The 15,726-nt window shown below is 40.5% G+C and carries 14 protein-coding genes and 1 other annotated feature; all 14 genes read right to left on the reverse strand.

What is annotated here, in order from left to right; genetic code table 11:
• Entirely contained in the window at positions 1–747 is a 747-nt protein-coding gene (rlmB, locus tag ABVF21_RS21020; RefSeq protein ID WP_303535871.1) for a 23S rRNA (guanosine(2251)-2'-O)-methyltransferase RlmB, read from the reverse strand.
• Positions 740–1,159: a Mini-ribonuclease 3 gene (locus ABVF21_RS21025; protein ID WP_194220277.1), complete on the reverse strand. Its 420-nt coding sequence runs from the start codon at positions 1,157–1,159 to the stop codon at positions 740–742. The genes rlmB and ABVF21_RS21025 overlap by 8 nt, the downstream gene beginning before the upstream one ends.
• 3 nt (positions 1,160–1,162) lie before the next feature.
• Entirely contained in the window at positions 1,163–2,563 is a 1,401-nt protein-coding gene (gene cysS, locus ABVF21_RS21030) for a cysteine--tRNA ligase (RefSeq protein ID WP_303535875.1), read from the reverse strand.
• Positions 2,553–3,209, reverse strand: a complete 657-nt coding sequence (gene cysE / locus ABVF21_RS21035) for a serine O-acetyltransferase (protein ID WP_371018918.1) — start codon at positions 3,207–3,209, stop codon at positions 2,553–2,555. The genes cysS and cysE overlap by 11 nt, the downstream gene beginning before the upstream one ends.
• Positions 3,210–3,325: 116 nt before the next feature.
• Positions 3,326–3,548: a binding site (T-box leader), on the reverse strand.
• 15 nt (positions 3,549–3,563) lie between these two features.
• On the reverse strand, positions 3,564–5,033 hold the full coding sequence (gene gltX / locus ABVF21_RS21040) for a glutamate--tRNA ligase (RefSeq protein ID WP_194220275.1): 1,470 nt from the start codon (positions 5,031–5,033) through the stop codon (positions 3,564–3,566).
• A 68-nt stretch (positions 5,034–5,101) separates the two neighbouring features.
• Complete coding sequence (gene ispF / locus ABVF21_RS21045; protein WP_303535879.1) at positions 5,102–5,575, reverse strand: 2-C-methyl-D-erythritol 2,4-cyclodiphosphate synthase; 474 nt, start codon at positions 5,573–5,575, stop codon at positions 5,102–5,104.
• Entirely contained in the window at positions 5,575–6,267 is a 693-nt protein-coding gene (ispD, locus tag ABVF21_RS21050; RefSeq protein WP_303535881.1) for a 2-C-methyl-D-erythritol 4-phosphate cytidylyltransferase, read from the reverse strand. Before ispD ends, ispF begins: the two co-directional genes overlap by 1 nt.
• A 25-nt stretch (positions 6,268–6,292) precedes the next feature.
• A complete protein-coding gene (locus tag ABVF21_RS21055) occupies positions 6,293–7,390 on the reverse strand; it encodes a PIN/TRAM domain-containing protein (RefSeq protein WP_194220272.1) in 1,098 nt (365 codons plus the stop codon).
• Between the two features lie 160 nt (positions 7,391–7,550).
• Positions 7,551–8,612, reverse strand: coding sequence for a DNA integrity scanning diadenylate cyclase DisA (gene disA, locus ABVF21_RS21060; RefSeq protein WP_194220271.1), 1,062 nt, complete (start codon positions 8,610–8,612; stop codon positions 7,551–7,553).
• A gap of 3 nt (positions 8,613–8,615) precedes the next feature.
• Positions 8,616–9,989, reverse strand: coding sequence for a DNA repair protein RadA (gene radA / locus ABVF21_RS21065; protein ID WP_194220270.1), 1,374 nt, complete (start codon positions 9,987–9,989; stop codon positions 8,616–8,618).
• A 276-nt stretch (positions 9,990–10,265) separates the two neighbouring features.
• A complete protein-coding gene (gene clpC / locus ABVF21_RS21070; protein WP_303535887.1) occupies positions 10,266–12,707 on the reverse strand; it encodes an ATP-dependent protease ATP-binding subunit ClpC in 2,442 nt (813 codons plus the stop codon).
• The gene (locus ABVF21_RS21075) at positions 12,704–13,819 is read right to left on the reverse strand and encodes a protein arginine kinase (protein ID WP_371018919.1); all 1,116 of its coding nucleotides are present in this window, start codon (positions 13,817–13,819) and stop codon (positions 12,704–12,706) included. The genes clpC and ABVF21_RS21075 overlap by 4 nt, the downstream gene beginning before the upstream one ends.
• Positions 13,801–14,337, reverse strand: a complete 537-nt coding sequence (locus ABVF21_RS21080) for a UvrB/UvrC motif-containing protein (RefSeq protein ID WP_303535890.1) — start codon at positions 14,335–14,337, stop codon at positions 13,801–13,803. Before ABVF21_RS21080 ends, ABVF21_RS21075 begins: the two co-directional genes overlap by 19 nt.
• A gap of 38 nt (positions 14,338–14,375) precedes the next feature.
• Positions 14,376–14,837 (reverse strand): CtsR family transcriptional regulator, encoded by a 462-nt coding sequence (locus ABVF21_RS21085; protein ID WP_371018920.1) that lies wholly within the window; start codon positions 14,835–14,837, stop codon positions 14,376–14,378.
• Between the last annotated feature and the right edge of the window lie 889 nt (positions 14,838–15,726).

Raw genomic sequence — 15,726 nt, forward strand, 5'->3', positions numbered from 1 at the left:
TTACTCCCCCAAAGGATGACGTTGTCGGTAAACCTCATACATCATTAAACCTGCAGCAACCGAAGCGTTGAGAGAGGTTACTTTTCCGGCCATTGGAAGACTTACTAAGAAATCACATTTATCCTTAATAAGACGTCCCATTCCTTTACCTTCACTTCCGATGACAAGTCCTATCCCCATATCATAGTCTGCCTGGCGATAATCCTGGCCACCGGTTGCATCAGTGCCCACAAACCACAAGCCGCGGTCTTTCAACTCATCCATTGTTCTAGCAAGATTCGTTACTCGCGCAACCGGGATATACTCAATCGCTCCTGTAGAAGATTTGGCAACGGTAGAAGTTAAACCAACCGCTCTTCTTTTTGGAATAATAACTCCGTGAGCTCCTGCAGAATCCGCTGTTCTTAATATAGATCCTAGATTATGAGGATCTTCGATTTCATCAAGAATAAGGAAAAACGGTGGCTCCCCAGAATCTTCTGCTTTCTTAAATAAATCCTCAATATCAGCATATTCATAAGCCGCAATTGAAGCGACAATACCTTGATGGTTACTTTCCCCGGAAAGTTGTTCTAGCTTTCGTTTCGGTACGAACTGCACGAGTACATTTTGTTCCTTTGCTTTTTGTATCAAGTTTTGAAGAGGGCCTTTTTGAGACCCTTCATTTATCCAAATTTTATTGATTTCGTGTCCTGATCGTAATGCTTCAAGAACCGAATTTCGTCCTACAATAAATTCTTTATCCATCTGACTTCACTTCTTTCTTCGGTTGTTCTACGAATTCATAAAGCTTTTGTAACAATTCATTTACTCTCTCTTCATTTCCCTTTAAATGATGGTACCCAAACAATGCTTCAAGAGCTGTTGAATATTTGTACGTACTTACGCTCGTATTCTTTGGGACAGTTCCCGATTTAGCATTTCTTCCTCGGCGCACAACACCAGCTTCTTCCTCTGTCAGCCATTCTTTGTTTAAAACATGGTGCAGGAATGCTGCTTGGGCTTTTGCAGAAACATACGTCGTTGCTGTTCGGTGCAGCTGATTAGGTCGAATGTGACCAAGTGAAAGCAGCCGCTTCCGAACGTTAATTTCAATAACCGAATCTCCCATATAAGCAAGTGCAAGTGAATTAAGTTGTTTTGCATCGATTTCCTTCATGCGCTACATCCTTTTCCAGCGAACGCCTTGAGGTGTATCCTCAAGAAGAATTCCCTGTTCTTTTAATTCATCACGAATTTCATCCGCTCTTCCAAAATCACGTTGTTTCCTTGCTTTATTACGTTCTTCTATCAGTTGATCCACATCTTCATCAAGTAGAGCTTTTTCTCTTTTGAAGGAAATGCCAAGAACGGAACCAAAATCTTCAAAGCGCTCCATAAATAGTTCAAGAATCTCCATGGATGAATTTGTCCCCTGGAGGTAGAGATTAGCTTCTTTAGAAAGTTCAAACAAAATGGAGATCGCATTCGCCGTATTAAAATCGTCGTCCATTTCTGTAACGAAGCGTTCACGATACCCCTCAATTTTCTCTTGCCATTTCTCGACATCTCCATCAAGATCGGCACTGTGTTGAAGGCGGTGCTCCAGGTTTTCTACCGTATCCTTAATGCGATCAAGTCCTGTTTTAGCACTTGCCAGGAGCTCATGGTCAAAGTTAATGGGATTACGGTAATGAACAGACAACATAAAGAATCGAATCGCTTCTGGGTCATGCTGTTTAATCAAGTCATGAACAAGGACAAAATTACCTAGTGATTTAGACATTTTCTCGTTGTTAATATTGATATACCCGTTGTGAAGCCAATAATTCGCAAAAGTATGCCCAGTTAACGCTTCCGTTTGCGCTACTTCATTTTCATGGTGAGGGAATGCCAGATCTTTTCCTCCCGCATGGATATCAATTGTATCCCCTAAATATTTCTTCGCCATCGCCGAGCATTCAATATGCCAGCCTGGTCGCCCCTCTCCCCATGGACTTGCCCATGAAATTTCACCTTCTTTTGCAGATTTCCAAAGTGTAAAATCAAGAGGGTCTTCTTTTTTTTCACCCACCACAATTCGAGAACCAAGCTTAAGCTCATCGATGGACTGGTGCGAAAGTTTTCCATAACCTTCGAATTCACGTGTTCTAAAGTACACATCTCCTTCAGACTCATATGCGTAGTTCTTTTCAATAAGAGCTGTAATAAAATCAATGATTTCCTGCATGTTCTCTGTTACTCTTGGATGTTCGTCTGCTTTCTTAACGCCAAGCGCACCAGTATCTTCATGATAAGCACCGATAAATCGTTCAGCCACAGCCGGTACATCTTCGCCCAATTCATTGGCCGCTCGAATCAATTTATCGTCTACATCCGTAAAGTTGGAAACATATTGCACATCATATTCTCTGTATTGAAGATAACGACGAACAACATCAAAAACAATAGCTGGGCGCGCGTTACCAATATGAATATAGTTGTATACGGTCGGACCGCACACGTACATCCTTACTTTACCTTCTTCAATTGGTTGAAACGTTTCTTTTTTCTGTGTCAATGTGTTATATAGCTTAATCGCCATAACTTTCACTCCTCTTCCTTAACGTACGTACTTCCTCTGTTAACTCGCGCAATTCTTGTTCCATTTGCTTGAATTTATCAGCCACTGGATCCGGCATTTTATGATGATCAAGGTTATGTGGAACTTTTACTCCATTTTGGATAACCACTCTTCCAGGTATACCTACCACAGTTGAATTAACCGGTACATCCTGCAAAACAACGGACCCGGCACCTACCTTGGAATTCTCTCCAATCGTGATGGAGCCTAGCACCTTCGCTCCCGTCGCAACAAGCGTATTATCCTCAAGAGTTGGATGACGCTTCCCTTTTTCTTTACCAGTCCCCCCAAGTGTTACACCTTGGAATAACGTCACATTATTTCCGATCTCACATGTTTCACCTATAACAACGCCCATACCATGATCAATAAAACAACGTTCTCCAATTGTTGCTCCTGGATGAATTTCGATACCTGTGAAAAATCGACTGATTTGCGATACTGCTCTAGCAAGAAAGAAAAACTTCTTTTTCCAAAACCAGTGTGCCACTCGATGTGACCATATTGCGTGAAGGCCAGCATAAGTTAAAATAACTTCAAAATAACTTCGTGCTGCTGGATCTTGATCAAAGACCACATCGATATCCTGCTTCAACGTCTTCCACATTTCTTCACCCCTCTCCGTATACTCCCTTAAGGTCAACTAGAATGTAGGTTCACCATCTTAGCGTTCCAAAGAACTATAATTATTAAAAAAAGCGCCCCTGTGTGATGACTCCATCACACAGAGACGCTATTCGCGTGGTTCCACTCTGCTTCGAACATTTTTACAAATGTTCCTATCCCCGATAACGGCGGCACCGCTCCTACCTAATCACCTTAAAGGCTTTCTGCAGAAGACTCAGAGGGGCATTTCAATGAGTGAATACTTAAGCTGCTTTCAGCCGAGGACAGCTCTCTCTATAAAGAATTACACTCATTTACTTTTCCTCTTCAACGTTTGTTGTCAATTCGTTTATTATTATGCTTTATTCATCGCAAGAACTTGATTCAAACGAGCATTAACTGCTTCTCTTCCAAGTAAAGCAATTGCCTGTGGAAGTTCAGGACCATGTGTTTCACCTGTCGTAGCCACACGTATTGGCATAAAGAGTTTTTTACCTTTATGACCAGTTGCCTTTTGAGTAGCCTTGATAGCTGATTTAATCGCAGCTGGCTCAAATTCTTCAACTTCTTTAAGTTGGTCTAAGAAGCCTTGCATCACTTCTGGAATTTGCTCTTCGTTTAGTACTGTCATTGCCTCTTCATTATACTGAATTTCTTGCTTAAAGAACAACTCAGTAAGCTCAACAATTTCTCTACCATAGTGAAGTTGTTCTTGATAAAGGGCGATTAGTTCTTGAGCCCATTCCTTTTGTTCAGCTGTCATTTCAAGAGGGAATCTTCCTGCTTCAACAAGATGTGGAAGAGTAAGTTCAACCACTCGATCAAGACTCGCCTGTTTAATATATTGATTATTCATCCAGTAGAGTTTTTGTGAATCAAAAACTGCCGGCGAAGTGGACAAGCGTTCTGGATCAAAGATTTCGATCAATTGCTCTTTCGTAAACAGCTCTTCTTCTCCCTTAGGCGACCAACCAAGTAGTGTCACAAAATTAAATAACGCTTCTGGAAGAAAACCTAAGTCATGGTACTGTTCAATATACTGCACAATTGATTTATCCCGCTTACTAAGCTTCTTCTTCTGATCATTAACGATCAGTGTCATATGACCAAATTTAGGTGGTTCAAAACCAAATGCTTCGTAGATCATTAACTGCTTAGGTGTGTTTGAGATATGATCATCCCCACGAAGAACGTGAGAAATCTTCATATGGTGATCATCGAGAGCAACTGCATAGTTGTAAGTCGGAATACCGTTCTTCTTAACGATAACAAAGTCGCCAATTCCATTCGATTCAAAGGACACGCGGTCTTTTACAACATCGTCAAACGAATATTCTTTATCACGTGGAACTGCAAAACGAATGCTCGGTTCTCTACCTTCCGCTTCTAACTTTTCACGCTGATCTTCTGTAAGATGTCGACATTTTCCAGAATATCGAGGCATTTCTCCTCGCGCACGCTGTGCTTCTCGCTCTGCCTCAAGCTCATCTTCTGTACAATAACATTTATATGCAAGTTCTTTATTCAAAAGCTCTTTTGTATGTTCAGTATAAATATCTAGACGTTCCATTTGAGTATATGGACCGTATTCTCCCTCTTTATCGATACTTTCATCCCAATCCATTCCTAGCCACTTTAAGTAATCAAGCTGATTCTCAACGCCGCCTTCAACATTACGAGACTGGTCCGTATCTTCAATACGAATGATAAATTTACCGCCTTGATTTCTAGCAAACAAATAATTAAACAACGCCGTTCTTGCATTCCCAATATGTAAATAACCTGTTGGGCTCGGCGCATAACGTACGCGTACTTCGTTTCCCATTATATCCACCACCATTAATTATTATCTTTAACTGTCTTATTATTTTACCATTACCGTCAAATTATCGGTCAAGCTTTATGAAGCAATACGACAACTTCAGCCGCAATTCCTTCCCCTCTACCAGTAAATCCAAGCTTCTCTGAAGTAGTAGCTTTCACATTGACCTGGCTAATGTCACCCTCAAGTAAATGAGCAATCACTTCACGCATAGCTGAAATATGAGGAGCCATTTTGGGAAGCTGCGCAATAATCGTGCAATCCACATTACCGAGCGTGAAGCCTTTTTCCTTCACAATTCCAAATACATGTCTAAGAAGTTCCTTTGAATCAGCATCTTTAAAAGCTTCATCTGTATCGGGAAAATGTTTTCCTATATCACCTTCTCCAATAGCCCCAAGACAAGCATCCGCAACGGAATGCAGGAGTACGTCAGCATCGGAATGACCAAGCAAACCTTTCTCAAATGGAATGGTAATCCCTCCAATAATACACGGACGGTCTTCCACTAACTTATGTACATCAAAGCCATGACCAACTCGCATTAAACTCCACTCTCCCTCTTCTCTCGCAAGATCGCTCTCGCAAAAATTAAATCTTCAGGTGTTGTTAATTTCACATTCCAATAATCCCCCGGAATCACTTGGACTGAGCGTCCATTCATCTCTACTAAACTGGCGTCGTCAGTTCCAATCACACCGTTCTCCTCAGCCCATTTATGAACTCCTTTGATGACTGAAAGACGAAAAGCCTGTGGAGTTTGCACAGCCCACAAGCTTGAGCGATCAATGGTTTTTTGCACCTTCAGTTCATCCACTTGCTTCACTGTGTCCTTAACTGGAACAGCTACAATCGCACCATCGTAATCTTTAGCTGCTGTCGCCGCTTGATTTGCAACTTCATGTGTAAAAAAAGGACGGGCGCCATCGTGAATTAAAACAATTTTATCCCCTTGTAATGCTTTAAGTCCTTCATAAACACTTTGCTGACGTTCATAGCCACCTGTTACGACATGACTTACCTTTGTTAATCCATATTCCTGAATCAGCGAGTGAAAATCTTTATGCTCACGTTCATTTACAGCGAGCACGATCTCCTCGCAATGTGGGTCACTCTGAAAAACCGATATCGTATGAACGATAATCGGTTTTCCTTCAAGCATAATAAATTGTTTGTTTTTCCCTGCGTTCATCCTTTTTCCCTGTCCGGCAGCAGGAATGACTACTGAATATTTCAAAGCTAGAACCCCCGTCGCCTATCACTTAAAGTGCTTTTTCGAGTAGTTTGGGTTTGGCAAAAATCATGCGTCCAGCTGATGTCTGCAATACGCTTGTTACAAGAACATCAATCGTTTTGCCAATATAATTCCTACCTTCTTCCACTACAATCATTGTACCATCGTCTAGATAGGCTACGCCCTGATTATATTCTTTTCCATCTTTGATGACTTGAACATTAAGCTCTTCACCAGGGAGAACGACTGGTTTAACCGCATTAGCTAAATCGTTGATGTTCAACACTTGAACCTTTTGAAGTTCGCATACTTTATTTAAGTTAAAGTCGTTTGTAACAACCATGCCATTAACAAGCTTGGCAAGCTTAACCAGTTTGCTATCAACTTCTTGAATTTCTTCAAAATCACCTTCGTATATTTCCACATTCACCGCAAGCTCTTTTTGTATCTTGTTTAGTATATCAAGACCTCGACGACCACGGTTTCGTTTCAAAACGTCTGATGAATCAGCAATATGCTGCAATTCCTCCAGTACAAATTGTGGTATAACGAGTGTTCCTTCAAGAAAACCAGTTTGACAGATATCAGCAATTCTTCCGTCAATAATTACGCTTGTATCAAGGATTTTCAATTTGGATGAACCAGAATCAATTTCATCCTCATCGTTATCCTTTTTCTTATCTTTTCCTTTGGTGTTCGAGAAAAGATTAATCAGCTCATCACGCTTTTTAAATCCAACCTGGAATCCAAAATACCCAAGCAAAATGGTAATGAAAATCGGCAGAATGTTACTCACAACTGGAAAATTAATCTCAGCCAGAGGTACGGTTAGTAAAAATGCAATTATAAGTCCAATAATCAGTCCAATTGCCCCAAATAGTACGTCTCCAACCGGTGCACTAACAACCTTTTCTTCAACCAGACGAATGAAATCGACAATATAATCTGTCACCCAAAAAGTTGCTAGAAAGAACAACACCGCTCCTATGACAGCACCTGCATAAGAATTAGTAAATACTGCTGGAAGGTCCCCTATATTGAGTAATTGTATTAAATCTGGTAAGTATACTAATCCCAGTGCTCCGCCTAAAATGATAAAAAATAACTGTACAATCCACTTTATCATTGACGTTTTCACCTCCTTTTAACATTATAAACAAATTCTCAGAATTGAAACATAAATCCTTGAAGTTTGTGAATTTTATAGTATGATTATAGGTTAGCTTGCATGACTATAAATTAATTATAGATTAGCACACCCCCTATGGAATGTCTATTTCACAGCCCTATATGTGGCGATCTACAAAGAGTTGCTCCTGAATTCGTTTCAATCCATCTTTAATTTTCTTAGCTCGAATGGCCCCAATTCCATCTACATGATCGAGTTCTTCAATAGAGGCTTTAGAAATAGCGTTAAGGTTTTCAAAACTATCTACCAAGTTCTCAATTATATTTGATGGAAGTCTCGGAATTTTATGCAAGATCCGATACCCTCTCGGTGCTACATTCTCATTTTGATCATGATAACCCAGAATTCTCATAATGGCATTGTCTTCTAGTAAGTCATCACTTGAAAGCTTCTTTAAGCGTTTCATAACATCAGCTGGAGATTCATCTACATCTTTTACGTAATCTCCAATCAGCCACTTTGCTTCCGATTCAAGATTCGAAACAAGTTCTTCCATCTGCATACTAATCAGTCGACCTTCCGTACCAAGCTCATTAATGTAGTTAAGAATCTCTTTTTTGATGCGCAAAACCATCTCGATACGATGGATAACTTGAGCAACTTCCTGAAGGGTTACGAGTTCTTCAAACTCAAGAGCTCCGAGATCGGTAATCCCTTGATCAAGAACTGATTTGTATTTTTCAAGTGTTTGCATCGCCTGATTCGCTTTTGTCAGTATAACGCCGATTTCTTTTAATGAATATCGAATACTTCCTTGATAAAGTGTAATAACGTTACGACGCTGTGAGATCGAGATCACTAGATTACCTGTTTGCTTGGCGACGCGTTCCGCTGTTCGATGGCGGATACCCGTCTCAGTAGACGGGATCGAAGTCTCGGGTATTAACTGTGTATTAGCATAAAGGATTTTAGAAGCTTCTTTGTTTAAAATAATGGCTCCATCCATTTTCGCAAGCTCATACAAGTAAGCAGGGGTAAACCGACACTCTATTGAAAATCCACCATCAACAATGTCCTGCAATTTTCCATCATACCCCACAACGATTAATCCGCCAGTATTAGCTCGGAGTATATTATCGATTCCATGCCTTAACTGCGTACCGGGTGCAACGATTTTTAGAATTTCATTTATGATTTCCTGCTGCTTATCGATCTCCATCTTCTACCCTCCTAGCGCTTCATTTAATGCTTCATCTACGGTTTGAACTCCAATAACCTGAATACCTTCAGGGAAAGTCCAACCACCTATATTTTTCTTCGGAATAATAGCCCGCTCAAAACCAAGTTTGGCAGCTTCAATCACTCGTTGTTCGATGCGTGATACCCTTCTGATTTCTCCTGTTAGTCCAATTTCTCCTACCACAATATCTGATGGACGAGTTGGTTGATCTCTAAAACTGGACGCGATTGAAACTGCAATAGCAAGGTCAATTGCCGGCTCATCAAGTCGCACACCACCCGCAACATTTAAATAGGCATCCTGATTTTGCAAGAGAAGTCCTACTCTTTTCTCAAGTACTGCCATTAATAGAGAAACGCGGTTATGATCAATTCCTGTCGCGGTTCTTCGTGGATTCCCAAAGCTTGTTGGTGATATTAATGCCTGGATCTCAACAAGAACAGTTCTCGTTCCCTCCATAGATGCAACAACCGTTGAACCAGCTGATCCAGATGATCGTTCTTCTAGAAAGATTTCTGAAGGGTTCAGCACTTCTTCAAGCCCCTCTTCCTTCATCTCAAAAACACCAATTTCATTTGTTGAGCCAAAACGGTTCTTTACTCCGCGTAGAATTCGAAACGTATGGTGACGTTCCCCTTCAAAATAAAGCACAGCGTCAACCATATGTTCTAAAAGTCTCGGACCAGCAATTGACCCCTCTTTTGTCACATGGCCAACAATGAAAATAGCTATTCCTCTTGTTTTAGCTATACGCATAAGTTGAGAAGTACATTCCCGCACTTGTGAAACACTTCCGGGTGCAGACGTAACTTCTGACCTGAAAATGGTTTGGATCGAATCGATGATCACAAGCTGGGGGTTTATTTCTTCAATTGCTTTACTAATATACTCAAGATCAGTCTCTGCTAATACATATAATTTTTCTGCATCTACTCCTAGACGATCTGCACGAAGCTTCGTCTGCTTGACCGACTCTTCACCAGATATATATAGAACCGGATGATCTTGGTCAGCAAGCTTTGATGACGTTTGGAGTAAAAGAGTTGATTTACCAATACCTGGGTCCCCTCCAACAAGTACGAGGGAGCCTGGTACTACTCCACCGCCTAACACACGATCAAGTTCTGTAATATGAGTTAAAATTCTAGGCTCCATTTCTTTTTGAATACGTCGGATGGACGTTGGTTTACTTGCAGTTTCATTACTTGAAGTAACAAAACGTCTTCGGTCATTGTCACCTGGTACAACCTCTTCCACCATAGTATTCCATTGATGGCACCCCGGACATTTCCCCATCCATTTTGCCGACTCATAGCCACAATCCTGACACATAAATTTCGTTTTTTTCTTTGCCATTTAACACCCTCACCTTCACGATCAACCGAACAAATTACTATCTTTATTTTATCATAACTTATAAGTTCCTATGAACTCATAATGATTGGCAGATTTAAAAAGTTCTCTAGGCCAAGTAAACCGTCCTGATTATTGAAATAAACTGCTTTTCAACTCTTTTACTCTAGCATCCCGAAATAAGACATAAGCATTGTCTCAATACCTTTCCCTTAAGTATCTCAAACCACTCCTCAAATATAAAAAAACCGGAAGACATTTGCCTTCCGGTTGTTTTTCTTAAGATGAAGTTGCTTCAGAAAGGGTTTCGACAACAAAATCATTTTCTTTATAATCGATTTTCACTCGTTGACCTTTTTCGATGTTACCTCTAAGCAATTCTTCAGAAAGACGATCTTCAATATGGCGCTGTAGGGCTCTTCTTAGCGGCCGAGCACCATATTCTGGGTCATAACCTTCCTCGGAGATCTTATCTAGAGCCGTATCCGTTAATTCAAAATCAATACCATGATCTGATAGACGAGCTTTAAGCTGGTTGGCCATCAGAACAATGATTTCCTTCAAGTGTTTCTTTTCAAGAGAATGGAACACAATCGTCTCATCAATTCGGTTTAGGAACTCTGGACGGAAAGTCTTCTTAAGATCATCCATCACTTTACCTTTCATATCGCTATATTCCTGACCTTCAGAGCCAGTTGAAAAGCCAACGTATTTATTACGTTTAAGCGTGCTAGCTCCAACGTTTGAAGTCATAATAACGACTGTATTACGGAAGTCGACTACGCGGCCTTTAGAATCAGTCAAACGTCCATCTTCTAGTACTTGAAGAAGAATATTAAACACATCTGGATGTGCCTTCTCAATTTCATCTAGCAAGATAACAGAATAAGGTTTGCGTCTTACCTTCTCAGTTAACTGCCCGCCTTCTTCATATCCAACGTAACCTGGAGGTGAACCAACAAGACGTGACGTTGAGTGTTTCTCCATGTACTCAGACATATCAATTCGAATAACAGAATCTTCTTCACCGAATAGTGTTTCAGCAACAGCACGAGCTAGTTCAGTTTTACCTACCCCTGTTGGCCCAAGGAAAATAAATGAACCAATTGGGCGTTTAGGATCCTTCAATCCAGCACGAGCACGTCGTACTGCTTTTGAAATAGATTTTACGGCTTCTTCTTGACCGATCAGGCGATTATGAAGAATCTCTTCCATTTTCAATAGACGTTCTGTTTCCTGTTCTTCTAGCTTGGAAACCGGGATACCGGTCCAATTGGCAACGACAATCGCAATATCCTCCGGTGTAACCTCTTGATTCTCTTTTCCTTGCTTTTCTTTCCATTCTTTCTTCGTCTGCTCTAGCTGCTCGCGTAAGCGTTGTTCAGAATCACGAAGAGAAGCGGCTTTCTCAAACTCCTGGCTTTGAACGGAGGCATCCTTTTCTTTTCGAACCTCTTCAAGCTTCTTATCAAGTTCCTTTAAATTTGGTGGTGCAGTATAAGAACGAAGGCGAACTTTCGAAGCGGCTTCATCAATTAAATCAATTGCTTTATCCGGTAAGAAACGATCCGAAATGTAACGATCTGAAAGTTTAACCGCGGCTTCGATCGCATCGTCAGTAATTGTAACGCGGTGATGTGCTTCATAACGATCTCTAAGTCCCTTTAAAATAAGAGCGGACTCATCACTTGTCGGTTCGTTAACTTGAATTGGTTGGAAGCGGCGTTCAAGGGCAGCATCCTTCTCAATGTACTTACGATACTCATCAAGAGTAGTAGCACCAATACACTGAAGTTCTCCTCTTGCTAGTGCAGGTTTAAGAATATTTGAAGCATCAATTGCTCCTTCTGCACCACCAGCGCCAATTAGTGTATGAAGTTCATCAATAAACAGAATAATGTTACCTGCCTGACGAATTTCATCCATTACTTTCTTCAAACGGTCTTCAAATTCACCGCGGTATTTCGTACCTGCAACGACAGTACCCATATCTAGCGTCATAACGCGCTTGTCACGAAGCGTTTCAGGTACTTCATTGTTAATAATTTGCTGAGCAAGGCCTTCTGCAATTGCAGTTTTACCAACTCCTGGCTCTCCGATTAGGACAGGGTTATTCTTTGTACGTCGGCTAAGCACTTCAATCACTCGCTCAATTTCTTTGCTTCGACCAATAACAGGATCGAGTCCGTTGTCTCGAGCGATCACAGTAAGATCTCTTGCAAGACTATCTAGTGTAGGAGTATTTGCGCTCGCTCCTCCAGCTTGATGACTAGAAGAAGAGCTTTCATTACTACCTAACAATTGTAGAACCTGCTGACGAGCTTTATTCAAGCTTACCCCTAAGTTATTAAGTACGCGCGCAGCAACACCTTCACCCTCACGAATTAAGCCAAGTAGAATATGTTCAGTACCTACATAGGAATGGCTCAACTTACGTGCTTCATCCATCGATAATTCAATCACTTTTTTAGCTCGTGGTGTATAGTGAATAGATTGAACAGAGTCCTGTCCGCGTCCAATTAATTTCTCTACTTCTTTTTGAATCTTGTCTGGGCCAAGTCCAAGTGCTGTTAACGCTTTGGCTGCAATACCTTCACCTTCACGGACTAACCCAAGTAAGATATGTTCAGTACCAACATTGTTATGGCCAAGTCGGATCGCCTCTTCTTGTGCTAAAGCAAGTACTTTCTGGGCACGTTCTGTAAATCGTCCAAACATCATTGTTCATCACCCTCCAAATTCTTCGTTAGTTGATCTTCAAGTTCAAGTCTTTCTCTAATTAAAGTAGCACGTTTGATATCTCGTTCCGTAGGGGTAAGACTTGCCCCAGCATACTGCTGTAAGAAACCTGGTTGCGTTAGGATAAGCAATTCATTCAATATCGATTTAGATAAGCCTTTTACAAGACCTAAATCAATACCAAGTCTTACATCAGACAAACACTTAGCTGCTTCTTTTGATTGAATAATTCTGCTGTTCTGCAGAACACCAAGGGCACGATAAATACGATCCTCTAACTCAATTCTGGAGTTATCTAGAAGTGCCCTTCTAGCAGCACGCTCTTTTTCGATAACTTGCATAACCACACCTTGTAAATCTTCGATGATGTCATCTTCTGTCTTTCCAAGAGTGATCTGATTTGATATCTGAAAAATATTACCTAGCGCTTCGCTACCTTCCCCATAGCTACCTCTTACGACAAGACCGAGCTGGTTGATAGCCGGAATAATATGATTTAATTGCTGTGTTAATACAAGCGCAGGGAGGTGTAACATAACAGAAGCTCGCATGCCGGTTCCCACATTAGTAGGACAACTTGTTAAATATCCTTTTCTTTCATCAAATGCGTAGTCAACTTTTCCTTCAATCCAGTTATCTAATGAATTTGCAATGCTTAACGCCTTCTTCAGTTCGAACCCTGCAACTAGACATTGAATACGAAAATGATCTTCTTCATTAATCATTATACTAACCGTTTCATTCTCGCTCAGAAGCACGCCGCCGTTATTTGAGTGTTCGATAAGGTTAGGACTAATCAAGTGCTTCTCCACAAGAACTCTCTTCTCGATAGGTTTTAACTCATCCATTTCAATTAATTCAAGTTCACCAATCTGGTCGTCTGGAATATCTGTAAACTGTTGTCGAACTTCTTTTATAACTTGTAAATTATCCTCACTGTTTGAAACGATCGGAAAAACATAATTCTTTAAGTTACGTGCAAATCGGACCCGACTACTCATGACAATATCAGAATCTGGACCCTCATCTTTCATCCATGGGCTTACGGCTTCACTGATAAAATGCTGAAGTGACATTATGCTCCCCCTTCCCATTTGCTCTTTTCTTCAAGGGAACGAATCAAATCTCTAGTTTCTGCAGCTTTTTCAAATTCTTCATGCTGGATATACTCTTTCATTTTGCTTCTTAAGTTCTGGACTTTGCGTTCAATTTCTATCGCTGCTCCAGCCCTCTTCGGAACTTTTCCAGCGTGAACAGTATTGCCCCCATGAACTTTTTTAAGTATAGGATCCAAGTTATCCGAAAAGGTTTTGTAGCAATCAGAACACCCAAATCTTCCAATCTGAGTGAATTGTTGATAGGTCAACCCACACTTTGGACAGTGTATTGGCTCTTTTTTATAAAAAGACTGAGCTGGATTCTCCTCAATAGGGGTATCGAAATTTAGTAATCCCGATAATAAGTTATGGATAGAAAAATGGTTAGTGCCTGGCTCAACCTCACCTTTTTCTTTAGCACACTTCTCACAAATGTGAAACTCTGTTTTTTCACCATTAATAATCTTAGTGAAATGAAGCGTAGCAGGGCGCTCACCACATTCCTGACAAGTCATAGGGCAACCCTCCTTCTCTACCCTAAAAAGTATAAAATTTATTTATATTTTAAAGCAGTTAGCATTGCACGCAACATATTCGCACGCAGATGATCTCTAACTGGTAATTCTATAGTAATCACAGTACGATCTAGTACGCTTAACATTAACTTCGCTTCTCGCTCCGAAATTACCTCTTCTTCATGTAAACGAAGAATAATATTTTCTGAAACTACTTGTGGCACTTGATTATTGACGATCTGTATCATTTCGTCTATTAAATCCGCGTGGGTTTCGGGTTTAACTTTAACGATCCGTATATAACCCCCTCCACCTCTCTTACTTTCCACAATATAGCCCTTTTCAATCGTAAAGCGGGTATTTATTACATAATTAATTTGTGAGGGAACACATTGAAATTTATCTGCTATTTCACTTCGCTTTATTTCAACAGCATCCCTTCCATCAACCATTAAAATTTTCTTTAAATATGCTTCAATAATATCGGAAACATTCCTCACGTAGTTCCCTCCTCTCCGTCTCCATACTGACTTTGACTATATTTGACGTTAAATATATTATAACGTTTTTATCAAGGATTGCAAAGCAACAAGCCTATCGTAGTTCTTCTGTATAAAGCATTACCATTTAAGATAAATCCAAGACTCTTTTTTCTCTAGTTTTCACCTTTTAATAGAGCAACTAAAATTTTCTTCAGAAAACTATTAAACAAAAAATACGATCAGACTCGAATAATTCATTTGCTACATAAGGGTAGCAAGATTTTTCATTAAAAGTTTCTTAGCCCTGCTATATGAATTGCTTTTATTTCTCTATTATATTGAGTGCTTAGATAGAGAATATATCCGATCAGGTATTTAATGCTTGAGGAATTACTCTGCGATAGTAAGGCAAAACTATTATGTAAACAGAAAAATTAATTTCGCGATGTTTTATAACAGAACTAGCTATCTAAAGTGTTGAGAAAGAAATACAAAAAAAGCGAGAAACCCTCAGGTCTCTCGCTTTTCTTCATTGCCCAGCGACGTCCTACTCTTGCAGGGGGAGATCCCCCCAACAACTACCATCGGCGCTCGAGCTTAACTTCCGTGTTCTCATACGGAGCGCGATAAGCGGCGAACTTCGCCAGCTGCGCGATGCCAGATCCTCATGGATCTCACGAATATCCACTCCGGTCTGACATCACTTGCTTCCTCGAATTTCTTGCTTCTTCCACCCCTACGAAGCTTTCGAAGAAGTTTTTGATTGTCTTTCCTGCAGCTTTTTTCTCTTACGAGCTTTCAACATTTTTTGAATACAAAAAAGCGAGAAACCATTTGGTCTCTCGCTTTTCTTAGTTGCCCAGCGACGTCCTACTCTTGCAGGGGGAGATCCCCCAACTACCATCGG

The organism is Pseudalkalibacillus sp. JSM 102089 (assembly GCF_041366475.1).
Classification (GTDB): domain Bacteria; phylum Bacillota; class Bacilli; order Bacillales; family Guptibacillaceae; genus Guptibacillus; species Guptibacillus hwajinpoensis_B.